The organism is Corynebacterium freiburgense (assembly GCF_030408815.1).
Taxonomy (GTDB): domain Bacteria; phylum Actinomycetota; class Actinomycetes; order Mycobacteriales; family Mycobacteriaceae; genus Corynebacterium; species Corynebacterium freiburgense.
On sequence record NZ_CP047355.1, the window covers coordinates 2,300,573 to 2,327,322 of the forward strand.

Sequence of the window (26,750 nt, forward strand, 5' to 3'; positions counted from 1 at the left end):
CCAGCGGTGCACTATTTATATCTGCCTTTTCGCCTTCGCTCTTGGGCACATTACTTTCCTTTTACCATAAAAACTCATCGACTTTATAACAGAATCACATTGAAATCGAGTTTTAGGCAGGTTTTCTGCGGTATACTCTTCACAACGTAATAAAAATACAAACTGACTATCAACTACCCCCGAAGTGTATTCGGAAATATGACGAGCATCACGGAGAAATTTTTAAAGGGATTACTTTTACATTTAGGGTTTTTTCATATCGGTGGCAGTTTTTGTGCAGCAGCGTGGAAATAACGGATTAATTTTCACAATTCCTTACCGACTATTCCCACACTGAACAACATCGTTTTTCAATGACCCACTATATAAGTGCATGTTGTTTTACCTGGTAGCCAAACCGCGCGGGGGTAGTTAGACGAATGGCGCAAAACCCTATTCTAGCTGCAGGTATACTGTTTTCTTTTTTAAAATCAGAGTAGAATACATTGTAAGAACGACGGAAGGTGAAGGAAACAATGGATCAGCAATGTAAATCTGAGCCTATTGGTTTCCTTATGCACCATCCCGATAATGTGATTGGCGCTTTTGAGGTTTTACAAAATCAACACTTTTTGCGCACGTATTTATCTGCAACGGTCGGTGTGGATTTCCTACATTCGAATATTGATGAGATTGTCAAAGATCTCTCCACATTAAGTGGGCAATACTCTGAAGCGAAAATGCGGAATATTATGGGTGCGTGTTTCTTATTGCACCACTACCTGCCGAAGCTGAAAAATTTAGCCCTCGAACTCGGGCACTTGAACTATGAAATGCTGCGCACAATTTGGTATGGACTTGTTGCTGCGCCTTGTTTTGGTACTCCAGGTGAATTATGGCGCAGAATCGATGAGTTTTTAGTAGATAAACTAAGCCCGCATTACCCGCGGCAAGCTATGCCGACATGGCAGTATATTCGGCAGGCACTCCAAGACGAGCTCATTCGACTTGGGCTTTACGACGACCCAGAAGACCCTGATGTTCCAAGTAAGGAAACTGCGGAACTGATAACGCAGGCGAACTTTGGTGTAGAGCTAATTCGCTCTAGCCAAGTAGGGGCCTCAACGATGATCGTCACCATGCCTAGTGATACAGCCCATATTGTGAAAGAACATATTGAGGTAGCAGCAAAAGACCAGGGAATCCGCCAAGACGAAGTCATTGCTGTAAAGATCTGTGGTGAACCAACCACAACACCAACACATACGGTCCAAATCTTTGGAGTTTGCGAAATCGACCCCGACGAACAAGTCACTATGGTTCATGCGCAAAGCATTGGTCGGCTTACAAAAACTCAACAGCTGCGGTTGTCGCAGGACTACACATACGTTAACGCGGCGTCGATAGCCGAACAATGCCGAGCCACGCATGATCCCACACCTGCCCAACGCATGGTGGTTATGCTGCGCGATGGCACCTGCCGCTTCCCGGGCTGCACGGTCGACGCCAGAAAATGCGATATCGACCATGTGATCAATCACAAGGCCGGAGGATGGACCACAGTTTCGAATCTGCAATCATTGTGCAGGCATCACCATAACTTTAAAACTGATAGACATGTCCACGCGACCAGTGATGAATACGGAATCATAACCTGGGAATTTAACACCGGGCAAACAATTACCACCCAGCCGTTAGGAGCACTTGGCGGGATTATCGCAGGCCCCAGTGAGGGCATTACCGGCAGACACCCCAACGCCACAGAATCGGAAGAATATTCGAGACGCCCGCCGGGTAACCATGGGCTAGGTCGGTGGGGCACCACGCTCCAAAAGCAACGTAATAAACAGCGAAAACGGCACCTTGAACGCTATGGGATACCCCTGTCCGCAGGCGATCAGTACCTGGACTGGCTCGAATTTCAAGTCCACGCAATGTAACGGGGATTGAGGTACTCCTCTATGCCCTCAGTGCCGCCCTCGCGCCCGAAGCCAGATTCCTTTACCCCGCCAAACGGTGCAGCTGGATCTGAAATCGCCCCGCGATTAATACCGATCATTCCTGCACGCAAATTCTCCGCCAAAAACTGCGCACAATGAACATTCTCCGAAAAACCATACGCAGCCAATCCAAACTGAGTATCGTTGGCTCGAGCAACTGCATCTTCCAGATCAGTAAACGTACTAACCGTAGCCACCGGACCGAAAATCTCTTCATGCAAAATTGCGGCATTATTCGGAACATCAACCAACACTGTCGCCGGATAGAAAAAACCTGGCCTGTCTGGCACTATGCCACCAGTGGTTGCCCGAGCACCACCAGTAAGAGCATTATCAACCAGGGCAGCAATTCGATCTCGCTGCACGGCTGTAATCATTGGCCCCAAGGTTGTAGACGGTTCAAGGCCGTGTCCTATCCGATACCCCGCCATCGCTTGTGTAAACCGATCAATAAACTCGGCACTTATGTCCTCATGAACAAAGAAGCGATTCACTGCAATGCAAGCCTCTCCCCCATTACGCATCTTCGCCTGTAGTGCGCACCCCAAAGCCAAATCTAAATCAGCATCCGCAGCAATTACACAGGGAGCATTACCTCCGAGTTCCATTGAAGTCCGTTGCAAACAATCTGCCGATTGCCGCACCAATTGCTTCCCCACCGCCGTGGATCCAGTAAACGTAACTTTCCGCAACCGAGAATCAGCCAGTAGCTGCTCTGACATTGCCGCAGCCTGCAAAGTAGTAATAATACTAACGACGCCGCTCGGCACCTTGTATTTGCCAAATACTTCAGCGATCACTTTCCCAAGCAGCAACATAGTCAATGGGGTTTCCGCAGCTGGTTTAACAATAATAGGGCATCCAGCAGCCAATGCAGGAGCGATTTTCCGGGTTGCCATGGCCAGTGGAAAATTCCACGGCGTAATCGCTAACACTGGCCCAACTGGCGTTCGATCAACCAATATGGTTCCGGTTCCAGCAGGGGCTTTCGCTATACGCCCCGGGATACGCACCGCCTCTTCGGCAAACCACCGAAAATACTCAGCCCCGTATGCAACCTCGCCAAAAGCTTCCGCATATGGTTTTCCCATTTCGGTGCTTATGACCGTAGCGAACTCATCTTTTCGCTGCATTACTTCTACAAAGATCTCATGGAGAACCTCGGATCTTAAACGCGGCGCCCACCCAGCCCATTCATATTGAACGGCATCCGCAAGTTCAAGGGCCCGCAGCCAATCTTCGCTCCCAGCATTGGCCACTTCTGCGATGACCTGTTCGGTTGCAGGATCAATAACAGGCAATGTTTCGCCTTGTGCGGCGGGAACTTGGTGGTTTCCAATCCACAATAGGGTTGGTACAGCAGCTAATTTATTCATGTCTACCTCTCCCCGTGTTGTTGAATTGCCTCGCGCAAAACCTGCAACCCTTCGCGTAGTAGCGCCTCGGGGATAACTAACGGTGGTAGGAGGCGAATCACATTTCCATCCATTCCACAGGTCAGGATTAGCACTCCTGCTGCTTTACATTCTGCTGCAATAGCAGCTGTTACCTTGGGATTGGGTTGGTCATATGCATTAACAAATTCTATGGCAATCATGCCGCCACGCCCACGAATTTCCGCTACTATTTCCAATTCTGCAACTTCGGCGAGTTCTTCGCGGATAATCGCTTCGATTTCTTGTGCCCGGCCATGAAGACCTAAATCTTCCATTTCTTCTATTGCAGCAAGTGCCGCCGCACAGGCCACGGGGTTTCCACCGTATGTACCCCCGAGACCCCCAACGCCTGGGGCGTCCATAATTTCCGCACGGCCAGTTACCGCAGATAATGGCATTCCTCCGGCAAGACCTTTTGCGGTGGTAATTAAATCGGGACAAATGCCTTCATGCTCAGCCGCGAACCAAGCTCCGGTACGACTCATGCCAGCCTGAATCTCATCGAATACCAGGACCACATCATTGGTGGTGCACCACCTGGATAATGCTTGGAGAAATCCAGGCGCAGGCACAATAAAGCCGCCTTCGCCTTGAATGGGTTCGATCACTACGCAGGCAAGATTTTCTGCTCCGACTTGCTGTTCAATCATAGTGATTGCACGGTCGGCGGCTTGTTCACCTGTGAGTTTATCCCGCAGTGGGTAGGACATTGGTGCCCGGTAAACATCGCTGGCAAACGGACCGAACTGGCTTTTATATGGTTTATTTTTCGCCGTCATTGCCAACGTAAGATTTGTGCGACCATGATATCCATTGTCGAACACAACAACGCCGTTTTTCTTGGTGTAGGCGCGGGCGATCTTCACCGCGTTTTCTACTGCTTCCGCACCGGAATTAAGAAGCACAGTTTTCTTTGTATGGTCTCCCGGGGCAAGGGAATTAAGTTTTTCCGCCACCGCAATATATGGCTCATATGGGCTGACCATAAAACATGTATGCGTAAAGTGTTGGGCTGCTTCCGCTATTGCCTCAGCCACTTTTGCATTTCCGGCGCCAACGGTAGTAACAGCTATTCCAGAGGCAAAATCAATAAAGGAGTTTCCGTCCGCATCAACGAGCACGCCGCCATCCGCATCGACGACATAGCCTGGCAGCCCGGGTGCTAGCGCACTGGCTACTGCGGCTTCCCGGCGTTCATTAAGTTCTGCACTTTTCGGTCCTGGCAAAACAGTAGTAATACTGCGTTTTTGCGGTAGTCGATAGTCAAGGTCTTTCATTGGGGCTGCCTCTCACGATCATTTCAGGTCACAAAAATCATGTATTGTGACGGCCAACGCGGTCTATGTGCAGCGCGGCGAAACTTTCGACCCAAAATGTCCACTTTGGAGGGTTGTATGGCAACACCATTATTAAGTGTGCGGTGGCTTCTCCATCAGCGCGCCCTGGCGCTTCAAGAGGTTATTCCCGCAACACGCGATTTTGAAATTGTACAGACTAGTGAATTGCCCGACCCATCCCAGTTTTTGCTCCCCCATTCAATTGTGCTCACTATTGGAATAAGTTTTCAAAATAACGAACACCAATTTGGCGAATATATGAGCCGATTAGCGGACGCAGGGGTTGTTGCACTGGGTTTTGGTACCGGGCTTGCATTTCAATCCATCCCCCAGGCGCTTATCGACGCCGCGAAACACCACCATATCGGCCTCTTTGAGGTTCCACATGACACACCTTTTATTTCGATTCAAACGGTTGTAAATAAGGAAATAGCAAACCGGCAAATACGCCAACAGGAACGGCTTGTAGCCTCACAGCGTCGCGCCAACCAAGCGGCAATCACCGGGGGCGTCGAAAAGCTCATCGAACAGCTTGCTATCGATCTACAAGCAGCAGTGGCCATTAAGGACAATGATCAACGGCTTATTACACACTCCAAGTACGGCGCATTGGATGCAACCAAGCCCGCCGAAGATGCTTTTGTAATCAACCATAAAATGCTGACATTTGGAGATAGGTTTCACCAACTCATTACGGTAAGTGACACCCCACTAGATTCAGCACAACGCAACCTTGTAAAGCACTGCGCAAGCCTGGCTGACCTGCTATTACAACGTCCACACTCCCTGCGGAATGCTCGCAGTGAATTAAATGCACTAGCTCTTTCAATGCTGCTGGGGTTTGCCGGTGAAGCCAGCCAAATAGAAAAGATATTTGCCGGTATTGCAGATTCACATGGGCATGTGCGGCCGGTGGTGATTCATTCCAATATTGATCGACACATTAATCAAGCCATTGAAACTATCGACAAAAACCTTGTAGTGCATACCCGCGAACTTTGCAGTATTCATCTGGACAAATACACAGCACTATTTCTTTTCCGCGGCTCACGTGAAGTGGAAAATATTATCGAACTATTTGGCGAATACACTGCAAAGATTCGAATATGCATTGGAGGTTCTCGCCCATGGAAGAGTGTTGATCAAGAATTGATACGTTCCCTGGTAACCTCAGCGAAATCTATTCCCCTTGGAGAACACCTAGGGCCACAAGGAAATACGCTTGCGTGGCTCCGTGGCAGCGCCGTTATGGACGCATTGGATCAACGAGCACATGAAACCCTTGGACGATTGGAAAACCATGACCGCCAGCATGACACCCATCTTCGTCTTACCTTAGCCACGCACCTACAACGCGGCGCCCAAATCACTGCCACTGCTGAAGCTTTAGGAATCCATCGCCACACCGTTCGCAGCCGCCTCGAACGAATCTCCGAAATTTGCGAGGTTGATCTAGAAAACCCTGTGACCAGGGCCGAGCTATTGCTGGTAACTGTCACCCGGAAACCAGTAACAGACGAAAGCCGCCACCTTGGAATGAACCAAGATGACGGCTTATAGCCAACGAGTTAAATCAGCCCAGCAGCGGCTACTGCGTCACGCTCATCCTTAAGCTCAGCGACGTTAGCGGCAATGCGCTCCTTTTGGAAATCGGAGAGCTCCAGGCCTTCAACAATTTCCCACTTGCCATTACGGGCAACCGTTGGCAAGCCAGCAACAAGACCTTCATCAATGCCATAGGAACCATCGGATGGGATAGCAGCGGAAGACCAAGCCTCAGTGCCCTGAATCCAGTCGCGCATGTGATCGATAGCAGAGGAAGCCGCAGAAGCTGCAGAAGAGCTACCGCGAACCTCGATAATTTCAGCACCACGCTTTGCCACACGTGGAATAAACTCATTAAGGTACCATTCGCGGTCAACCAAGTCTGAAACCTTTTCCCCGCCAACAGTTGCCCAGGTGATATCTGGGAACTGGGTAGCAGAGTGGTTACCCCATACAACAACCTTTTCAAAAGCGTCAGAATCTTTGCCGAGCTTGGTGGCCAGCTGAGACAGAGCGCGATTGTGGTCAAGACGCATCATGGCATTAAAGCGGTCAGCTGGTACGTCCTTAGCATGGTTCATAGCAATCAAGGCATTCGTATTTGCTGGGTTGCCCACAACAAGTACGCGAATATCATCAGCCGCATGGTCATTAATGGCTTTACCCTGCGGACCAAAGATTCGACCGTTTGCAGCAAGCAAAGCAGAACGCTCTTCACCCTTGCCACGAGGCTTTGCACCAACAAGGAATGCAGCGTTTGCGCCATCGAAAGCGACCTCTGCCTTGTCCGTAATATTGATGCCTTTCAACAGTGGGAATGCTGAGTCTAGAAGCTCCATAGCGACGCCCTCGGTAGCACCAAGAGCAGCAGGAATTTCCAGGAGCTCCAATTGCAATGGAACATCCTTGCCATACACGTCGCCATTGGCAATACGCCATAACAACGAATAAGCAATCTGGCCAGCTGCGCCGGTAACAACGACCTTCTTTGGGGCAAGAGTCATGTGTTGATCCTCTTCTCTACGAGATATGTCCTCCGACGGCTGGTTGTTAGCTTTTCACGTTGGGCTTGTATATTCAGCTTCTCGGCCGTCGTTCACGACCAACTCTAGCGATTCCCCGCGCACTTCGCATTGCCCAAAAAGCACCCATAGGGATTACCCGCAAGGGATTCGAACTGATCCGGCAACTTTTTACAATAGTACTGTCCGAACTCTCCGCTGGCGATTGTCACTACCAGCGGTTTTCACCCCCTTTTCACCCCCAAAACGAGCCTCGAAAGGAAGAATATTTTTGTGGCCAAGGTCACTCACGTATTTTGCTCAATAAAACGCTGTGAATCGGCCCCTATGATGCACGCTTTCGACCAACTTCCAACCGGCTCTCTACAGCATTTTTGGCAAAACTACCCCCGAATTTACGCAATCTTAAAATTTGACCTGCGGCAATAGAATGGTTTCCTGTCCGCCTCTTGAAACACCGGCGGAATAAGGCACGATGAAATCATTACCTAAGATCCCCCATATCCTTTTGCCACACAGACATCTGGAGCACTATCTATCCCCGAGCAAAACTCTTTAACGTATATTTCGGTATTTGGTAAAACGGTACGCTTTTAAAAGGTTCATTCGCACAAGAAGACAATAAGAAAGGAAGAAGCATGAACGCCCCTCTCACCGACACTGAGGCTGGCGCAGTCACCACAGATAAGGTCGTTGAGGTTGCCCTGCACAGCTTCGCTACCAAAGGATTTGACGAGACTAGACTCGAATCAATCGCCCAAGAGTCTGGAATGTCTAAGCGAATGATCCATTATCACTTTGGTGATAAAAAGGGCTTGTATTTGCAGACTTTTTATTTAGCAATCGCACAACTTAGGCCCGAACCGCGAGCTCTGGAATTGGAATCCACTGTGCCCGTAGACGGCGTAAGAAAAGTAGTGGAAGTGATTTATCGGCAATTTGAAAAACATCCAAATGCCGCACGCCTTATCTTAATGGAGAATCTTTACTCCTACGCCGAAATAGACACCGTAAAAGCACTTACAGAACAATCGAGTGTGCTCTTACAAATGGATAAGCTTCTTATGCTTGGACAGGACGCAGGTGCGTTCCGCCCGGGAATTAGTGCACTTGATGTGTACCTCCTTATTGCATCGCTTTGCATGTTCCGTATTTCAAATCGGAACACCTTTTTAATGTTGTACAAGGCGGACCTGCAAAATAAACAAAATAGCGTTGGCATGCTCCGCCTATGCACAGACTCGGCATTGGCATTCCTTACTTCCAACATGCCAAGCACGGGCGATATGAGCTATATCCACCCCCATGACTGCAACCCCGAAGGCTGTGACGAACAAGACGTGGATGGGGATATCTACGGCTAACTAACGGTATATCGCACTATCCAACCAAAGTTTATAACTTTTCAATTACAAAATCCACATAATGCCAATTGCACAAAAATGCCAGGAGTAGCATTTCCTCTGGCATTCATTGTGTGCCTCCTTTTTATTGCATTAACGTTTATTAAATCAACTCTAGGATAGTACGATGCGAAGAATTCGCCGTTGCTCAGTTGGTGTTGCTGCTTTATTGGCGATGGTTTTTGCGCCAGTGAGCCTAGCTCAAGCCACATCAATGGACCCCACCGTGATCGTGCTGGATGCTTCAGGATCTATGACCGCACAGGATGTGGACGGCCAATCCCGTATGGATTCAGCCAAACAAGCCGTAAATGATTTTCTCGATCAAACCCCTGAAGAATCGAAGTTGGGTTTGCTCACTTATGGCACGGGCACTGGCAGTTCTGAAGAGGAAAAAGAAGCTGGCTGCAAAGACATTACGGTTCTTTCGCGCCTAGGGGAAACACCGATTGCCGACCTCAAACAAAAAGTAAATGAATTGCAACCGCGCGGCTACACACCGATTGGTAATTCGCTACTCCAGGCGAATGACCTTTTGCCAAAAGAGGGAAAGCGCTCAATCGTTCTTGTCTCCGACGGCATTGACACCTGCGCACCGCCACCTGTGTGCGACGTCGCAAAGCAACTGAAAGAGCAAGGCACCGACCTGGTGGTACACACTATCGGTTTTATGGTTGACGACGCCGCGCGCGCCGAGCTTTCCTGTGTGGCCGATGTTACCGGCGGCACCTACTCTGACGCCTCAAGCGCGGAGAGCCTTAAGGCAAACCTAACCCGGGCCGCTACCCGCACAGGTGTCTCATACCAGTTTTCGGACAAACAGGTGAAGTTTTCCCAGCAGCTTAGCGACGCCCCCGAGATCACCGTCGGCGACCTCCAACACCCAACCCGCATCCATGCCATTCTCCCCTCTGGTGGCGATAAAGAATCATTTGCCAAGATAAAGATCCCCAACGGCATGCACCTACAGGTGGGTTATTCGACAGTCCCCAGCTTTGGAACTCGTAAAATACTAGAAGATGCCTTCGGGTTTTTTATCTCCCCAGAGGACAGCTCTGGCAGTGCCTGCTATATAGATCGTTCTGGACTATCGGATGTTGTGGGCAGCCGTCCAAACGCCGCTTTTATCACCGGAAAAGAGCAAGGCGCAAAAGACAATTATTGCGAAGGGGAATACATATACCTCCACGCATACGAAACAGCCGACGCCCCTGATGACCTAGACATGACATTGGCGTTAGTCCCGGCACAGCCTTCTGATTACGGGGACCCATTTAATAAAGCTGCCACACCAGACCGTACTAAAGATGACCTAGGCAAGCCCGCAGAGGCTCGTACCACAGAATCTGTCACCCCGCTGAGTTACCCCGATACACAGGCAAAACCCGCACACGGAACCGTGATCGCGGACATAGTCGAAGGTGAAACGCAGTATATCCCCACTGAAGTCTCCTGGGGTCAGGCGCTGGATGTGACCGTTGAAATCTTGGAGGATCAGGCAGCCGAAGAACTCACCCAGACTGAACGGACCGGTCGGCAACTAGACATCTCAGTATTGAATGAGCTCGGCCAGCCGCAGAAAATTCTGGACGATGATTCCAATCAATCCCTCCCTTCTCGAAGCCTGGATATTAATGCACAGAATGCGGCAAAAGTATTTGGCACCGAACGGGCCATCTCTTTTGCAAACATAAAGGAACGATCAGCAGCCTGGCTCGGCGGCAAACATTTCGTGCAAATAAGTTTCAATAGCCTCTTCCGCCAGGAAAAAGCCACCGAGAATACCCAATCAATTCCGGTAAAGTACCGCCTTACCTTCACCCCAGTTGGAAACCCCGTCGAAGGACCTACTTTTACCGCAGACGCCTCCCCCACAACCAATGTCTCAAGCGCGCAGTCTACCACCGCGGCTAACGCGGAGGTAAAACAAACAAGTAGCTGGGGCACACTACTTAATTACGCAATCATATTCGGCATCTTGCTCGTAGTGGTTGTCTTGATCATCGGAGGAATTATATTCCTTAGCAGCAAACGACGCGGCTAACTCCTATGCGGTGGTGCGGGATGCTTCGTCTTCAGCACTGTGGGGCAGCAGCTCTGGCTCGGATTCCCCACGCACTGTGGATTCCGTAATCAATACAGCCTTCACATCTTCCCGGTCCGGAATATCGAACATTACCGGCACCAAGATTTCTTCCATAATAGACCGCAAACCACGTGCGCCAGTCTTGCGTTCTAAAGCGAATTCCGCAACGGCTTCCAAAGCCTCATCGGTAAAACGCAAATCAACGCCATCCATTTCAAACAGACGCTTGTATTGTTTGATTAGGGAATTTTTCGGCTCGGTCAGCACAGAAATAAGCGAATCTTTGTCCAAATTACCCACGGTGGCCACTACAGGCAGGCGACCAATAAACTCAGGAATCAGACCAAACTTTACTAAATCTTCGGGGCGGACATCGCGGAAAATATCCACATCGTCGGTATCAGCAGCGGCCGTAATATCCGCGCCAAAGCCCAATCCCTTACGTCCACGGCGTTCTTGAATCACTTTTTCCAAGCCCGCAAATGCACCTGCGACAATAAACAAAATATTGGTAGTATCCAGCTGAATAAAGTCTTGATTTGGATGCTTCCTACCACCCTGCGGCGGAATTGCAGCAACAGTACCTTCAAGGATTTTCAGCAGTGCCTGCTGCACCCCCTCCCCAGAAACATCGCGAGTAATCGATGGATTCTCAGACTTTCGGGAAATCTTATCCACTTCATCAATGTAAATAATGCCGCGTTGCGCCCGCTGAACATCGAAATCCGCGGCTTGCAGCAGTTTCAGCAGAATATTTTCCACATCTTCGCCGACATAACCAGCTTCGGTCAGCGAGGTAGCATCAGCAATGGCAAACGGGACGTCGAGAAGCCGCGCCAGGGTCTGTGCAAGGTAAGTTTTACCACTGCCTGTGGGACCCAACATAAGAATATTCGATTTAGCCAGCTCAACATCGTCCTCATTGCGGCGCGACATTGAACGCTGCTCCTCCGCGCGAAGCCGCTTGTAATGGTTGTAGACCGCTACAGACAACACACGCTTTGCATCGGTTTGCCCGATGACATACTTATCCAAGAAAGCACATATTTCTGTAGGACGCGGCAGCTTATCATTACGTTCCTGTTCAGCTGCTGCGCTATTGAGTTCTTCCTCAATGATCTCATTGCAAAGGTCGATGCACTCGTTGCAGATATACACCCCACCACCAGCGATGAGCTTTTTCACCTGCTTTTGACTCTTTCCACAGAACGAGCACTTTAACAGGTCTGCGCTTTCTTGCATATGTGCCATGAGGAGCTATTCGTCTCGCAATCATCGGTAAAGGTGCCAGTGATAGGCACCTAAGTTTGAGGGCCTTCCCACACTTTAGTCCTAAATACGCCAAGAGTGTGGGTACCAGAAACGTGTCCCGGTATCACCCACACCCACAATGACGTATCAAAGGCGCATTAAAGGTGCCTATGCATTGAGCTTACGGTAATCGAATACTTGGTCAACAATTCCGTACTCAACGGCTTCATGCGCCGTAAGAATCTTATCGCGATCAGTATCAATCCGGATTTGCTCGGCTGGCTTACCAGTATGGCGCGACAGCGTTTCTTCCATAAGCTTCCGCATGCGCTCAATTTCCGCAGCTTGAATCTCCAGATCTGAAACTTGGCCCTGAATTCCACCAGTGGCTGGCTGATGAATCAATACCCGAGCATTCGGCAATGCCGCACGCTTACCTGGAGCCCCCGCCGCCAATAGCACCGCCGCAGCTGATGCGGCCTGCCCTAAACACACAGTGCGCACATCCGGGCGGACATACTGCATCGTGTCGTAAATAGTCATTAAGGACGTAAACGAACCACCAGGCGAATTAATATACATGGTGATATCGCGATCCGGATCGAGGCCTTCAAGGACGAGCAGCTGCGCCATAATGTCATTCGCGGAAGCATCGTCCACCTGAGTGCCTAAAAAGATAATCCGTTCTTCGAAAAGTTTGTTATAGGGATTTGACTCTTTTGCCCCAAATGCCGAATGCTCCACAAACGAAGGAAGCACATAGCGGGAAGAAGGCATCTGCATACCGTTGGTCATAATATTGCTGTTCTCCTAGAAGAATTAGTTGGAAATATTGCCTTTTGCTGACGTAATAACATGGTCCACAAAACCGTATTCTTTGGCCTGTTCAGCAGTAAACCAACGGTCACGGTCAGAATCTTTCGTGATTTGTTCTACAGATTGACCGGTATGCTCCGCAATCAGTTCCGCCATTTCACGCTTTGTATGCGAGAACTGCTCAGCCTGAATCGCAATATCGGCCGCCGTACCACCAACACCCGCAGACGGCTGATGCATCATAATACGAGCATGTGGCAATGCGTACCGCTTGCCTTTAGTGCCAGCCGAAAGTAAGAACTGTCCCATTGAAGCGGCAAGCCCCATCCCATAGGTCGCAATATCGCACGGGGAATACTTCATTGTGTCATAAATTGCCATTCCGGCGGTCACAGAGCCGCCAGGCGAATTAATGTACAGCGAAATATCACGGGTTGGATCTTCTGCGGACAACAAGAGAATCTGGGCGCAAAGTTTATTTGCGATTTCATCATCTACCTGGCTGCCCAAAAAAATAATCCGCTCCCTAAGTAACCGCTCATAGACAGAGTCACTAAGGTTCATGCCGGCTGGTGACGTCATATATCGCTCCTAAAAATCCAAATTTGCTGTTATACACTGCCAACCAATGTAACGCAGGTTGGGCACAAAGTTAGCCTTTGTTCGCTGTCAGCGTAACCCTTATAGCTTTGGGCATTGATTACAGGTTCTGTGTGTGGTGCCGGCCACCTAAAGTATTTCGGAGCACACTACCGAAGCTTTTAAGTAGCTACTTGCCGGGCTAGGGCGAATGCTTCGGGTAGCTTCAAATAACAGTTGGTACAAAATGGAGGGGTTTTTGAAAAAGTTACCCTTTTTGTATCAAGCCGCAGGTCAATCGCGGTAAACAATAAAACTCAAGCCATACTCGCCACCCCAAGTACCCGCCAACACCTTTTGCACAACCGCTATGCGATTAAGCCACCATCAGAGCACACTGTGCGCAAACATAAAACTCCCCTCCAGACCGGAAAGCTATTACTTTCCTGGCCAAGCTTGGAGGGGAGTTTTATGTTTTTAAGTGAAATTATGCTTCAGCTTCAGCTTCTTCTTCTGGGCCGAAGTAGCTCTTTACATCAATAGCTTCGCCATTGGAGTCTTTAGCAGTGACCCGAGCAATAGCTGCAGCCAGTGCTTTACCGCGTCGAACGTCGGTGAACACATTCGCAAGCTGGCCGGACTGCTGCAACTGGTTCACAAATTGCTCTGGTTCCATGCCATAGCTTTGTGCTGTGAAGATAATGTGGTCAGTAAAATCTTGCTGAGTTACTGATGGCTGCTCTTGGTCTGCGAGGACATCAAGGAAGAGTTGGGTGCGTACTGCTTCTTCAGCATTCTTGCGAGAGTCTGCATCAAATTCTTCACGGGTGGTCCCTTGGATCTGCAGCATTTGCTCCAGAATTTCTTCTTTGCCGCCAAACTGGGACATGAGTTGCTGCAAGTGCCCATCAACTTGGGCTTGAACAACGCCTTCAGGCAATGGGAATTCGGTTTGCTCGAGAGCTGCTTTAAGCACTTCGTCGCGGATATTGCCAGCTTGTTCGTTTTTGCCTTCGTCTTCGAGGCTGCCAGCAATATTGGTCTTGAGTTCTTCGATAGTGTCAAACTCAGAAGCCATTTCTGCGAACTCATCGTCGAGCTCTGGGAGTTCGCGGACCTTCACTGATTTCACGGTGACGGTAACAGCGCTTTCTTTACCTTCGTATTCACCGGATACCAGGTTGGTGGTGAATTCTTTAGTTTCACCTTTAGCCATGCCAATAAGTGCTTCATCAAGACCTTCGACTAAGTCTTTGCTGCCTACTTCGTAGGAGAGGTCTTCGGTTGCAGATTCTTCGATAACCTGACCATCTACAGAAGCGGACATATCAAGGGTAACGAAGTTTCCTTCAGCTACAACTTGGTCAACTTCAGTAAGGGAAGCAAAGCGCTCGCGCAAAACGTCGAGTCGTTCGGAGATCTTCTCATCAGTGACTTCAATCGCCGGTACCTCTACGGAGATTTCAGAGAAGTCTGGAACCTGAATTTCAGGGCGAATATCAACTTCCGCTACGAATTCAATAAATTCGTCGTCTTCTACTTTGGAGAGATCCAAGGCTGGCGAGCCAAGAACTACAAGCTTGTTTTCCTCAACTGCTTTTTCATAGCGAGAAGGAACAACATCATTGAGTACCTGCTCAAGGATTGGGCCGCGACCAACACGGGCCTCAATCAACTGACGAGGAGCCTTTCCCTTGCGAAAGCCTGGAATGGAAACTTGCTGCGCGATAGCTTCGTAAGCCTGGTCGAACTCCGGCTTCATCTCGTCGAAGGGAACCTCGACTGTGAGCTTCACGCGTGTATCGTTCAGGTGCTCGACGGAACTCTTCACGAGCCACTCTCCTGGGTATAAAACGGTGGTGAAAAAGAGACGACGCGGATAAACCGCGTCATCTCCAAGACTCTTTTGCATGAGTCCTAGTCGGGGCGACAGGATTTGAACCTGCGACCCCCTGCTCCCAAAGCAGGTGCGCTACCAAACTGCGCCACGCCCCGTTATTTAGATTTTGTATCGCTGTTGTTTGCGGTACGGGATCTAAGTGTACATATTGTGCAAACAGATACCTAGTTGGGGGTCACTTAAGCAATAAAGTCGCTGGTCAAAGCGTTTTTAAAAACACCCTCTCGGCCACGCTACGACATAAAAGTTTGTCTTGTTTTTACGTTTCTGCACCCCGCATAATCCGATTGCCTACTTCAGGTTTAAGAAGGTTGAGAACATCTCAAAACGAGCTACCCCCGCCGACCGGAAAACCAACATTCTTGAGTCATTTTTAAATAACGAAACCACCGTTGGGTGTTTTCTTCGGCCCCCTCACCCCAGAGGGTCGTGACCTGAGCAAAAAATATAAATCCCCTAAAAACGGGCACAGACAAAAGGTTCTATAGGAACTATCAACAAAAATCCTACTTGACAGATTCATCTTTTATGTTAAAGGCGCACATTGGTTCATATCCAGGTCCATCACTTTTGATTCTAGAAAAGCACATTTGCGTACATTTTTCGCGTTACACATTCAGCAAAAGCGTAACCTTGAAATATAACGCCTTACCAGCGCGATTTATCACCCATCCCCCGCGGGTGGATTGGCATAAAAAAAGTCCTCCACTGCGATAGTTCTTTGCAGTGAAGGAGTGGAGGGAACGACGGGAATCGAACCCGCGTCTTCAGCTTGGAAGGCTGAGGTATTAGCCACTATACGACGTTCCCTGAACGTTTACTTTCGTAACGCTCGGCAGCCAACGTTACACGCTTGAGATGAATATGCCAAATCCCCAGGAAAATTTGACGGTCTCTCATTTGGGGGTAGCGCCTCTATATGTGATTTTACTCACTTAATAGGTTTGAATTCTTGGTTTTTTTCTAAATTTTCATGCTTTCACTTATGACCCAATTGTGTCTTCACGTAATGTACCCCCCATGCAACCGAAGATCATTGACGCCGATACCGGCACCGAACTCTGGACCGCCATTGAGTGCGCCACATTTTCTGGCACCGCTCGCGGTACTTTCACTAGCTATGCCGGCCGAGGCCGTGCACCAAAACCTGTAGCCAAACTTCATGGACTCACCTTGTGGGATTCCAATACCGTCCGCGAATGGACGGATGAACGCCGCGAAAAAGCGCGCCGACGTGCCGCTGAGCTCGCCGGAGAAAGTTAACCCGTACATCCTTAGACGCCGCGCCGAGCACGACTGCGCGAATGCTGGGCGGGGCGTCGTAAAGCATGCGGAACATTTCAACGTTGTAGAACGTTGTTGAGGTAGCCCCCTTTACCCAATGATTGGAAAGAGAGTTTGCCTCAGTGACAGCCCTCCTGCTTATTGCAATCACCATTGCCGCAGCCGTGTTTATTGTGTCGCGCAAGACCCAATCGCACACAAAGCAGCTGGAAAGCGTCAAACTCGATGATGCCATTGCTGACGCACGGCGTTGGATTGATCGTTTAGGCTCGCAAGTCCTTACCATGGCTGGCACCGATACAGCCTCTACACAAGCCATTGCAGACGCCTCAGAGCGATTTAATGCGGCATCTTCGCAAATTAGTACCGCCACTACTGTTCGGCAAGCAGAATTGGCTCGAGAGTCCGCCCTTGAAGGACTCCACTACATCAATGCAGCCCGCGAAATCATGGGACTGCCTGCCGGCCCCGAATTGCCGCCATTGGAAGGGCAACGTACCGCTGGCAAGGTTACTGAAGAACGCACCATAACCCATGAGGGTCAACAAATCACTGCATCTCCGGTAGCAACCGCAAATACTCCTAATTACTACCCTGGTGGCATGGTCGCCGGGCGCCCTGTTCCTGCCGGCTGGTATTCAGAACCCTGGTGGGCCAGCGCCCTACGAACAGGCATCTGGACAGCCGGCTCAGTACTCCTATTCTCCGCCATGTTTAACGGCATGGCTGGGGTTGCATACAGTGCTGCAGCATTCGAACAAGGCTATGGTGAGGGGCTTAACGACGCCGCGACAGACACCGGCGCAGCGGACCTTGGATCCAATGTGGGCGAAGGCACTGACTCTGGTGAAGGTGCTGGTGCTGACGAAGGTGCTGGTGCTGGCGCTGAAGAAGGGGGCGGGTTCTTCGATAACTTGTTCGGCGGCGATGGCGGCCAAGATAGTGGTGGATTCTTTGACGGCGGCATGTTCGGCGGAGACGGTGGTTTTGACGGCGGTTTTGACGGCGGGGATATTTTCTAGCCGCAATACAAAAAATAAAATACTCCCTGCATGTTGGACTCTCGGACCAGTTCTTTATGTGGGGAGTTCTTTATGTGGGGTGATTTTGCCCAGTGGTTGGGCTTATGTGTTTGTTGTGTCGGTTGGGGCTGGGTGGGGATTGGTTGGTCGGGTTGGGGGGGGTGGCCGGTCTTTTTGGGTCTGGTTGGGCGGTGGTTGGGTGCTGGTTGGGCGCTGGTTGGGCGTGTTGTCACAGATTCCATTTTTTCGGCGGATTTTATGGAATCTGCGACACGATAGGTAGGGAACCTGTCACAGATTCCATTTTTTTCGCTGTTTTTATGGAATCTGCGACAAACCCCAGGTCAACAGTTGTGCGCAATGTTGGTTGCTGTCACAAATTCCATTTTTTCAGGCGATTTTATGGAATCCGTGACAGTAGGACTGAAAACATCACTAGTTTGATAGGGCACGCCTATCAAACACCCCGGAAAGCGGCTCGAAGGCTCGGGAAACCAGCCAACTCACCCAGGAAACCAGCTCAAACCCCCCGGGAAGCCCTGGATTTTCAGCCCACCTGCCCCGAAATCAGGCAGATCTGACACACCCCACCACCCAGCAAAGGCAGATTTCACATCACCCACAACCCGCCACAACATTTCCCCAGCTCACACCCCCAAACCAAGATCCCACAACACAAATCTGCCGGCCTGAGCCTTTCCCAGGCCCGGCTGGGCCTTCCTATGCCTGTTCCAGACTTTCCTAAAGCCTTCCACATCCGCCTCGGGTATCCCACCCCATATCCCAAACCCTGCCCAAACCCACCCCCCCCCAAAAAAAGCACCATAAAACAAAAACCAGTCCAACCTCCAGGGCCAAGTCAAAATCCCAGCACTTGCATACAATATAAGCAGTGTGCTGGGATTTTTCTGTTACACGGTTCTATTCAGGTACGGCTGGAGCAATTCCAGTTTTTTCATAATCCGCAAGAATATCAATGCGCCGCTGATGGCGTTCTGCTTTGCTCCATTCTTGATCAAGGAATGCGTCCACAATAGCTAAAACTTCTTCTTGCGAATGCATCCGCCCACCAATGCCAATAAGCTGGGCATTATTATGTTCCCGGGCAAGCCGGGCCGTCTCCTCAGACCATGCTAATGCGCAACGAGCGCCTTTGACCTTATTAGCGGCAATTTGCTCACCATTGCCAGAACCACCCAAAACAATGCCAAGTGCACCTGGATCATTGACGGTACGCAATGCCGCTTCTATACAAAACGCTGGATAATCATCATCTGCGTCATATGTGTGAGCACCGCAATCGATAACCTCGTGTCCAATTTCCTTGAGGTGCTCAGCAATCACATTTTTCATTTCAAAACCAGCATGGTCTGCTCCAAGGTAAACGCGCATAATCCTAATCCTACCCGCTGTCTATAAAACTCGGAGCTTCATCACAGAATCCAACTTTCGGTTGATGTGTGTTTATTCTTAAAGGGTAAAACTTTCTCACCCAGAGGAGCTATTCATGTCCCATGCGCCAGTGGTTCGCACAGTCCGGCATGACATTAATACCAAACCGTTTATTGTAATTTGGGAGGTCACCAGGGCTTGCAGCTTGGTATGCAAGCATTGTCGGGCAGACGCCCAGCACGAACCTAATCCAAAACAGCTCACCACCGAGCAGGGCTTTGCCTTGCTGGAGAACCTAGCGTCATATGACAAGCCTCGCCCGCTGCTTGTTCTTACCGGCGGCGATCCGTTCGAGCGCGGCGATCTCGAACAATTAGTCGCTTATGGTACCGGCCTTGGGCTCAATGTTTCCCTTTCACCTTCGGTCACCCCAAAGCTCACAGTTGAACGTATTACTGGTTTGCGGGAAGCCGGGGCAAAAGCAATGTCTATGTCATTAGACGGAGCAACTGCCGCCACACACGACGCATTTCGTGGTTTTCCTGGAACATTTGAGCAAACACTCGCTATGGCGCCAGAGATCAATAAACTTGGCTACCGTTTGCAAATCAATTCCACGCTTACTCGAAGCAATATTCATGAAGCCCCTGCGCTATTAAAGCAGGTCATGGATATGGGAGCGAAAATGTGGTACGTGTTCTTTTTAGTCCCCACGGGCCGCGGAGCAGCCTTGAATTGCCTCGACCCACAAGAACGTGAGGATGTCTTACATTGGCTTGCGGATGTATCCACCCGCATTGCTATTAAAACCACAGAAGCCCCGCAATACCGGCGCGTGGTGATCCAAAATAAGCAAGGGGTACCTTTTACCGGCGGAGAGCTATACCAACAGCTCACCGAAGAGACCACCAAGCTCCTTGGTGCTCAGCCGATTAATCCGCGCCCACCGCGTGCTCCTATGGCGGTAAATTCCGGATCAGGATTCGCATTTATTGACCATATTGGGGACGTATATCCCAATGGTTTTCTGCCCTTGCACTGTGGGAATGTTACGGAAACAGACTTCCACACTATCTACAGCGATTCCCCGGTATTCCAAGCCTTGCGTGACCCGGATAATTGGCATGGCAAATGTAGTGTGTGCGAGTTTCATGGCGTATGTGGTGGTTCCCGTTCCACGGCTTTTGCAGTTACTGGTGATTATCGCGCATCCGACCCGACCTGCGCATATATCCCCGAGGCTTGGAAGCAGGCAAGTTAATGATGGATCACGTAAAATCGTGATCCATGAGGATGGCGGGCGCTTGTGCGTCACTAGTGGTAGTACTCGGGGTTTTGCTTCATGGATGTGCCCCGCTTCCGATCGAACCGGGTGGGCCGGCAGCCCCTGGCCCACAGTCGTTTCCGGATCTTGATGCCTTGCCGGTTAAAGGACGCGCCCCCAAAACCGGTTATGAACGGGAGCTCTTCGGCCAGGCTTGGACCGACGACGTGACCGTTGAAGGCGGCCGAAATGGTTGCGATACCAGGAATGATATTCTCCGACGTGATCTGGTTGATATTACGTTAAAGCCTGGAACCAGCGATTGCGTAGTGCTTACCGGCACATTGATCGACCCTTACACCACCCATCAAATCGCTTTCCAGCGTGGCGAGCATACTTCTCCTGCGGTACAAATCGACCATATTGTGTCCTTATCCAATGCATGGCAAACAGGTGCACAACAGCTCACGCCGGAACAACGCCGCGATTTCGCCAATGATCCCCGCAATCTTATCGCCGTCGACGGCCCAACAAACCAGCATAAAGGCGACGGAGATGCCGCGACTTGGCTCCCACCGAATAAAGCCTTCCGTTGTGAATACATACAACGCCAAATCACTGTAAAAACCCACTATGGTTTATGGGTCACACAAGCGGAAAAAGACGCCATGGCGCGTGTATTAACCACCTGCAACACCGAGACACCTGGCGAAATACCAGCCCCCGCACCTGAAGACGAACCGCTTTATCGAAACTGCAAAGAGGCGTGGCATGCGGGCGTCGCTCCAATCCATAAAGGTCAACCCGGCTATCGAACCGACATGGACGGCGACGGTGACGGCATCGCATGTGAACCTCGCCGATGAACGCCCCGATATGCGTATCGACGCCCCACCGCTTGCGGAACCGTCGCACCAACAACGCTTAAATGCTCACCCACAATAATTCCGCCAAGAGCAATTGACACTGCCAGCGCCAAACCACCGCTGACCATGGCACTGGTGGTAAATATTTCCACCGAAACCATGCCTATACCGAAAACAAAAGTAAGAAAAGCGCTGACCAAAAGCGATATCTTTAGCGCAGAGACCGGCAACCCAAGCACCCCTAACACCCATACGATCAAAAGCCCGGGAAGCAATAGAAATAAGTCATTCGGCTGCAATGACGACCCCACGTACGACGAACATAGAACCGCCGCCGCCACAAAAGCCAAATATTTCCAGTCTTTAATTCTGGCCTTCGTTGGTGGCATCGCTTTAAAAAACATCGCCAAATTAACTATGACAACAATGCACGAAAATAATGTGGGAGAAACAGGAATCACTGGCGGTACAACACCAGAAATTCGAAAAAGAATAAACGTTAGACTCGGCAAGATAAGTGCCATTGGAATAATCGTGGAAAGCGCCAATGAAATTCTTATTGGGTCCGCCTTTTGCATATGCCCCATCACCCAAAACAATACGCAATATGTTAAGCCACAAACACAGGATGCAAAAACGAAACAACCAATCGCCGTAAACGCAACAGCAGCATTAAACTCATCAAGTGAGCGTTCCGTCGCTTGAACACGAACTGAAACCAATGACAGGATAAATGCAAATATTATAAACCCGAAGTACTTTAGCCGCATTAGCAATCGTTTATGAGGATCCATCACGCAAATACCCCATAAGTAATTGAATAACCGAAAAAGGTTGCTCCAGAGCTAAACTAATATCGTGCTTTACTGTCTCCATGGCAAAAATATCTGCGTTTTTGCCATCCCACTCAGGCCCGTACAAGCCCAGTAAAAATCCCTGGAGCACCCGGTCATTTTCAATAGGACTGCTTTGTATACTGCCAGCTAGCTCGCATAATAGAAGTTGACCACTGTCAGCCAAATCTGCCTCAAGAACACAACAATCCAGGCATGCTTGGTTTCTTATTGCTTCAAGGTCATCTTGAGCAATCGCATCTAAATCTTCAGGCGAGCCTAGAAGGTTGAGGTTTTTAATCTTTTGGTAGCGGTCAATTTCCGCACGCAGAACCTTAGTTTCCGATTCCCATGCTTCGGGTGAACAGCATTGAGATAAAAATTCCTCTATATCTAATGAAAATTCAGGAGGAAGTATAAACGTAAATTGGATAGCGTGCTGAGTTGAAAACGCTTTGCATGTACCACCAACAAAATAGATTTTTTGTAGTAATTTCCTATTAGCGCGCAGTAAATAATGCTCTAAAAAGTGCAAATAATAGGGTGGTACTGAGTCACTAAAGAGCTGTAAATCAAGAATTACAACTTTCACCTCAAATGGCCAGCGAACAGTGAGCACCTTATGGTGACGGAATCCGCTAAGAAACATTGGCCCAAATTGCTGGGTTTTTTGTTGAATAAGGGTTGAAGTTTTCATACAAAATCCCAATGTGAATGTGCTTGTTCAAGTTCAAATTGCAGCGCTTCTGGTGTGATGGCAGCTAATGAAGCTTCAAAATATTCCGCATTCCATTCTGGATCCAGCATCCGATAGCGAAGTAAACCAGTTACTCGGAACTTAGTGGGCTGCATCCGGAAATTCAGCAGCATTGTTGCTTTTGCACCAAGGATTGAGTGTTGAATCCATGTGCCGGAATGCATTGCCTGCGCAATATTTTTTGTAATACCAGTTACGTCTTTTGGCGAGGCAAATTCGAAGCACAGCCTAAGCTGCAATGTTTGCTCATCAAGCACTACCTGGCAGTCGTAACATTCCCCAGATTCAATCACGTGACGCAATGGTGAATATGGGTTATTGCTTTGAAAAAGGTGTGCCAAAATCCGCCAAGCCAACAATCGTTCGACTGAAAACACTCCTAGCGGATCTAAGGTCAACATTGTTTTCTGTTGCACGGCTCCCCCACAAGCAGCGAAACTTGTTAATCCAAGCCGCGTCTTTGGAGGAGTGTAGTGGGCAAAGAACTCTTCCTCGGAAACAAATTTCAATTCTTTGCCCACAAGCTCAAGTGTCCAGGGTGGTCGTTGGCTGCCTTCACAAAAGGCTACCGAATACACTCCGGTGTAGAAATTTCCGAAGAGTGCATATCGTGTTTGCTGTAGTTGCGAACGCCAAGGGGTTTTGTATCGGTTTGAAAAATCCCTCAGTGTTGCTTCCGCATACGCTGCTTCGTGCGGAGCCAGCGGTAGATCCGAAATAAAAAGTTGGTGGTTCATTATTACTTAACCTCAGACAGACTTTTTATAATGCTCCACTAATTCCGCTGCATCTTGTTTGCGCACCCACTGGCAGTATTGTTTATCATCCCGCTCTGCATTAATGCTTAACGCATGTAATAAACAACCTTTACAGTATTGTTTGTGCTCGCAGTTATTCGCGCAACCACTGTGTTCACTTGGCGCAGTTATATCGTGCAGTTTTAGCGCTATTGCACTAGAGAATAAATCTGTCCAATTACGCTCGAGCGCGTTTCCGAATGCAAATGTCTCTGGGAATAGGTTGCAAGGACGGAGATCCCCCGAGGCACTAATAACCACCGAATGCGTACCGGCTCCACAATGATTTCGAACAGCTTCTTCGCTACGCTCCTCCTCTTGAAAAACTGGAATAATATCTCGGTATTTTTCTACAGTTTTTTCGATGTAATTCGCGTACTCGATTCCTTCTTGTATTTGCTGTTCTACCAGTAGATCCTTGCCACGCCCATAGCTCTCAATGAAATTAAACGAAAACATTTTCGCACCTAACTCATGGGCCTGCTTTGCCATTGCATCAAGTTCCCAGAGGTTGTCATCAAAAAGTACAGCAGTAATACGGACGAAAATTCCAGCTTCAGTCAGCTTCCGGATATTTGCCACTGTTTTTTCATAGGCTTTCCGATGGTTACGAAGCTTATTATGAGTTTCCGGTTTTACTGAATCCAGTGAGATTGATACCGTGACGCGGTCTTTATGCTCAACCAATTGGTGCAGTACCCTGTCTGTAAGGATTGTGCCATTTGTTAACACACCAACCTCCGAAAATTCAGCAAACGCTATTTCTAGCATTTCCGGGAATTTAGGATGCATAAACACTTCCCCACCCGTGAGCTGGATTCTGTAGACGTGTTCAGCTGACATTGTTTTGCATAGTCGCCGGAAGGACTCCAAAGTAACACGATCATTGCGCTTCGGACCTGCAGAAAGGTAGCAATGTGCACAAGATTCATTGCAGGTATTAGTGATCTCTATAATGACGGACCGAGGTGTCGAAGGACTAGCAGATTCCAAGACCGGGATGGACACTACAGGTTTTGAGTCTGCTTGAGTTAGATCCGTTACATGGATAACAGATGAGCTCACCATTGTTGCGATGAAGTTTTCTATCCAATGGCGGCATTTTAATTCATCAAGGTGGTGCTCATTACAAAACGAATGCACAAATTCCTGTGAGCTTTGACATTTTTCTAGATGCTTAAGAAGCAATACTGCTGTGTCATTTACGTCAAACCCATCCCATATTTCTTGACCTTGCTGGTTTAGTTTTTTAAACGCAATTGTGTTTCCATTTGCGGTTGAGAAGATTTTTAATTCACGCGCAGGTTTAAGCGCTATTTGCATGAGATTACCTTAGGTTATTATTTACACTGCGTTTCCAGTAGCGAGCTCATAGAGGAACATCAGTACGCCGCAGAAAAGTACTGGTAGGTACTTTCTCGGATGCCGGAACACGTCTCGTTCACTTTTTGTGTTAGTGAGCGGGAATTTAAATTCCAACCAAACACTTAATACTGTCCCTATAAGTGCGATGCATAAACCAAAAATAATGTCGAGTGGCGTCCATAGACCCCACCATGCCGCAACCGCCCATTGAAATGCGATGCCGAGTATAAAAATCGGAAAAATTACTTTCCCTAAACGTATGGCTGTCTTCCATTCGTCACCGAGCAATCGAACTTGTTCGAGCGTGTCTTTTTCTCTACTCAATATTGTTGTCATTGGTGTATTTACAAGAGCAAGAATCCAAAAAATCTTTATCGGCCCCTGCTCTTGGCCAATCACATAGGCAATCAGCACTGCAAATACATTTATTAGGAAAAAGCTGCTCCATGCTCTTGGGTCTAAAAGTCCATTTGCAAGAAAGTAGTTTTTCGTTTTACAGCGAATAAATGTAACGACCCTTAATTCCTCGGCTTTATACGCGCGTGGAATGACGAGAGCGAATCGAAACACCACTATCAGGCAGAATATTACAAGTGCTATTCCAAACCAGGGGCTGACGTATTGGGCCAATACTCCAATGAGTATTGGCAGACTATATGAAGTCAATCCCGCATATTTCCATGGCAGTGCGCTTGCTGCGAATATTAATGCTGCAACGAGCACAAGATATACCATTAACACTGCCAGCAATATACGACTACCTTGCCCAGCAGTAAGTAGAAAAACAAGCATCGGAATGCCTGCTTCTAGGAGAAATACCCCCGTAGCCAATAACACAAATGCGATGACCAGTGTTCGTTCACGAAAGGGATATACAAGAAGTTGCTCGAAGCGCTCGTCGTCTAGCCATCCGTTTTTAATGGTGCGGGCAAAAAAGACTGTACCAACGGTTAGTCCGAAGAACACCTGACTGTAATTCACCGTAGGAATTAAATCCGATATAAAGTACAGCAATGCGCCAACAAGCACGCAAGTAACAAATACGCTGCGGTTTATAAACTCAGCAGCTACGGCAGAAATCGACCATCGTAGATCATGAGTTTTGAGAGACGAGTTTGATAACATCTTCTGCCTCCCGCGGGACGTCAAGAAGCCCGCTCAGCGAGCCCTCTTTTAACACATACAAATAGTCACAACATCGGGTAAAAGATTCCGCAATATGAGAACTCAAGAAAACCGAGTTTCCGTTCATTGCGTACTGTGTAATGCACTCGTATAAGAATTCCGTACCCACAAAATCTAGAAAGTCAACAGGTTCATCCAAAATAAGAAGTGGGCGCGCAATTGCAAATGCACAGATAAGACGTGCTTTTTTATTATTGCCGCTGGATAGGTTTCGTAGCTGCTTCTGAATATGCGGTTCAAAATTGAATCCCGCTACAAGGTGAGCTACCAGTCCTTCATCCACTTCAAGTCCATAGACTCCGCAAACATATTCTAGATATTGCCGAAAGTTCCATGCGAAAAAACTTCGATCATCAGCAAATACGGTGTATCGCATTTGCTTAAATGCTCGGGCTCCAGGGGATGATTCAGTGCCTCCAGCATTAAAACTTGAACACTTCCAACCCGGAAGAATACCGGACAGACCTTTGATGAGGGTAGTTTTACCCGCACCATTACCACCCAAAAGACCAATAACATTACCTTTTGGTATATCCAGTTGTGCAGCCTTGGCAATCACTTCGTCTGGTTTGTACCAAACTTCAATATCCTTGGCTGCCAACTGAAGTACATGCTGCGAATCGAACATTGG

22 protein-coding genes and 2 tRNA genes are annotated in these 26,750 nt (G+C 48.9%); 9 read left to right on the forward strand and 15 right to left on the reverse strand.

The features are described 5' to 3' along the window. Positions 1-515: 515 nt before the first annotated feature. The gene (locus CFREI_RS10330) at positions 516-1,919 is read left to right on the forward strand and encodes an HNH endonuclease (RefSeq protein WP_027011701.1); all 1,404 of its coding nucleotides are present in this window, start codon (positions 516-518) and stop codon (positions 1,917-1,919) included. On the opposite strand, the gene CFREI_RS10335 is transcribed toward CFREI_RS10330, so the two are convergent. Together CFREI_RS10335 and gabT are read right to left on the reverse strand one after the other, a co-directional pair. Next, entirely contained in the window at positions 1,901-3,355 is a 1,455-nt protein-coding gene (locus CFREI_RS10335; protein ID WP_027011700.1) for an NAD-dependent succinate-semialdehyde dehydrogenase, read from the reverse strand. The genes CFREI_RS10330 and CFREI_RS10335 overlap by 19 nt on opposite strands. 2 nt (positions 3,356-3,357) lie before the next feature. Continuing rightward, positions 3,358-4,692: a 4-aminobutyrate--2-oxoglutarate transaminase gene (gene gabT, locus CFREI_RS10340; protein WP_027011699.1), complete on the reverse strand. Its 1,335-nt coding sequence runs from the start codon at positions 4,690-4,692 to the stop codon at positions 3,358-3,360. Between the two features lie 117 nt (positions 4,693-4,809). Between gabT and CFREI_RS10345 the strand changes: the two genes are divergently transcribed. Continuing rightward, the gene (locus CFREI_RS10345; RefSeq protein WP_051255771.1) at positions 4,810-6,312 is read left to right on the forward strand and encodes a PucR family transcriptional regulator; all 1,503 of its coding nucleotides are present in this window, start codon (positions 4,810-4,812) and stop codon (positions 6,310-6,312) included. Positions 6,313-6,320: 8 nt separating this feature from the next. Here CFREI_RS10345 and CFREI_RS10350 read toward each other — a convergent pair whose 3' ends face one another. Continuing rightward, positions 6,321-7,301, reverse strand: a complete 981-nt coding sequence (locus CFREI_RS10350; RefSeq protein WP_027011698.1) for a malate dehydrogenase — start codon at positions 7,299-7,301, stop codon at positions 6,321-6,323. A 656-nt stretch (positions 7,302-7,957) separates the two neighbouring features. On the opposite strand from CFREI_RS10350, the gene CFREI_RS10355 reads away from it, so the two are divergent. Both CFREI_RS10355 and CFREI_RS10360 read left to right on the forward strand, forming a co-directional pair. Further along, a complete protein-coding gene (locus CFREI_RS10355) occupies positions 7,958-8,683 on the forward strand; it encodes a TetR/AcrR family transcriptional regulator (RefSeq protein WP_051255770.1) in 726 nt (241 codons plus the stop codon). Positions 8,684-8,849: 166 nt separating this feature from the next. Beyond that, positions 8,850-10,766: a vWA domain-containing protein gene (locus CFREI_RS10360; RefSeq protein ID WP_027011697.1), complete on the forward strand. Its 1,917-nt coding sequence runs from the start codon at positions 8,850-8,852 to the stop codon at positions 10,764-10,766. Positions 10,767-10,769: 3 nt separating this feature from the next. Here CFREI_RS10360 and clpX read toward each other — a convergent pair whose 3' ends face one another. From clpX to CFREI_RS10390, 6 genes are all read right to left on the reverse strand, one after another. Then, positions 10,770-12,059, reverse strand: a complete 1,290-nt coding sequence (gene clpX / locus CFREI_RS10365; RefSeq protein ID WP_027011696.1) for an ATP-dependent Clp protease ATP-binding subunit ClpX — start codon at positions 12,057-12,059, stop codon at positions 10,770-10,772. 168 nt (positions 12,060-12,227) lie between these two features. Next, positions 12,228-12,854, reverse strand: a complete 627-nt coding sequence (locus CFREI_RS10370) for an ATP-dependent Clp protease proteolytic subunit (RefSeq protein ID WP_035111289.1) — start codon at positions 12,852-12,854, stop codon at positions 12,228-12,230. A gap of 24 nt (positions 12,855-12,878) precedes the next feature. Beyond that, positions 12,879-13,457, reverse strand: coding sequence for an ATP-dependent Clp protease proteolytic subunit (locus CFREI_RS10375; protein ID WP_027011694.1), 579 nt, complete (start codon positions 13,455-13,457; stop codon positions 12,879-12,881). 484 nt (positions 13,458-13,941) lie between these two features. Beyond that, on the reverse strand, positions 13,942-15,285 hold the full coding sequence (tig, locus tag CFREI_RS10380; protein WP_027011693.1) for a trigger factor: 1,344 nt from the start codon (positions 15,283-15,285) through the stop codon (positions 13,942-13,944). A 90-nt stretch (positions 15,286-15,375) separates the two neighbouring features. Beyond that, a tRNA-Pro gene (locus CFREI_RS10385) sits at positions 15,376-15,449 on the reverse strand. Positions 15,450-16,089: 640 nt separating this feature from the next. Continuing rightward, a tRNA-Gly gene (locus CFREI_RS10390) sits at positions 16,090-16,164 on the reverse strand. Positions 16,165-16,374: 210 nt separating this feature from the next. Between CFREI_RS10390 and CFREI_RS10395 the strand changes: the two genes are divergently transcribed. After that, positions 16,375-16,617, forward strand: a complete 243-nt coding sequence (locus CFREI_RS10395) for a hypothetical protein (RefSeq protein WP_027011692.1) — start codon at positions 16,375-16,377, stop codon at positions 16,615-16,617. A gap of 143 nt (positions 16,618-16,760) precedes the next feature. Further along, positions 16,761-17,660, forward strand: coding sequence for a hypothetical protein (locus CFREI_RS10400; protein ID WP_027011691.1), 900 nt, complete (start codon positions 16,761-16,763; stop codon positions 17,658-17,660). Between the two features lie 921 nt (positions 17,661-18,581). On the opposite strand, the gene CFREI_RS10405 is transcribed toward CFREI_RS10400, so the two are convergent. After that, entirely contained in the window at positions 18,582-19,052 is a 471-nt protein-coding gene (locus CFREI_RS10405) for a ribose-5-phosphate isomerase (RefSeq protein ID WP_027013682.1), read from the reverse strand. A 115-nt stretch (positions 19,053-19,167) separates the two neighbouring features. On the opposite strand from CFREI_RS10405, the gene CFREI_RS10410 reads away from it, so the two are divergent. From CFREI_RS10410 to CFREI_RS10420, 3 genes are all read left to right on the forward strand, one after another. Next, complete coding sequence (locus tag CFREI_RS10410) at positions 19,168-20,313, forward strand: TIGR04053 family radical SAM/SPASM domain-containing protein (RefSeq protein ID WP_027013681.1); 1,146 nt, start codon at positions 19,168-19,170, stop codon at positions 20,311-20,313. A gap of 32 nt (positions 20,314-20,345) precedes the next feature. Beyond that, positions 20,346-21,182, forward strand: a complete 837-nt coding sequence (locus tag CFREI_RS10415; RefSeq protein WP_420834542.1) for a GmrSD restriction endonuclease domain-containing protein — start codon at positions 20,346-20,348, stop codon at positions 21,180-21,182. A gap of 126 nt (positions 21,183-21,308) precedes the next feature. After that, positions 21,309-21,887, forward strand: coding sequence for a hypothetical protein (locus tag CFREI_RS10420; protein ID WP_156907831.1), 579 nt, complete (start codon positions 21,309-21,311; stop codon positions 21,885-21,887). Positions 21,888-21,962: 75 nt separating this feature from the next. Here CFREI_RS10420 and CFREI_RS10425 read toward each other — a convergent pair whose 3' ends face one another. Genes CFREI_RS10425 through CFREI_RS10445 form a run of 5 tightly spaced genes read right to left on the reverse strand, consistent with a single transcriptional unit; the run spans position 21,963 to position 26,747 of the window. After that, the gene (locus CFREI_RS10425; RefSeq protein WP_027013679.1) at positions 21,963-22,712 is read right to left on the reverse strand and encodes a peptidase M16 family protein; all 750 of its coding nucleotides are present in this window, start codon (positions 22,710-22,712) and stop codon (positions 21,963-21,965) included. After that, positions 22,709-23,509 carry a hypothetical protein gene (locus CFREI_RS10430; protein WP_027013678.1) on the reverse strand — a complete coding sequence of 267 codons (801 nt, stop codon included), beginning with the start codon at positions 23,507-23,509 and terminating at the stop codon, positions 22,709-22,711. The genes CFREI_RS10425 and CFREI_RS10430 overlap by 4 nt, the downstream gene beginning before the upstream one ends. A gap of 12 nt (positions 23,510-23,521) precedes the next feature. Next, on the reverse strand, positions 23,522-24,892 hold the full coding sequence (locus tag CFREI_RS10435) for a radical SAM protein (protein ID WP_027013677.1): 1,371 nt from the start codon (positions 24,890-24,892) through the stop codon (positions 23,522-23,524). A gap of 21 nt (positions 24,893-24,913) precedes the next feature. After that, positions 24,914-26,059: an Asp23/Gls24 family envelope stress response protein gene (locus CFREI_RS10440; protein WP_035112618.1), complete on the reverse strand. Its 1,146-nt coding sequence runs from the start codon at positions 26,057-26,059 to the stop codon at positions 24,914-24,916. Next, positions 26,028-26,747: an ATP-binding cassette domain-containing protein gene (locus CFREI_RS10445; RefSeq protein WP_035112616.1), complete on the reverse strand. Its 720-nt coding sequence runs from the start codon at positions 26,745-26,747 to the stop codon at positions 26,028-26,030. The genes CFREI_RS10440 and CFREI_RS10445 overlap by 32 nt, the downstream gene beginning before the upstream one ends. Positions 26,748-26,750 lie beyond the last annotated feature (3 nt).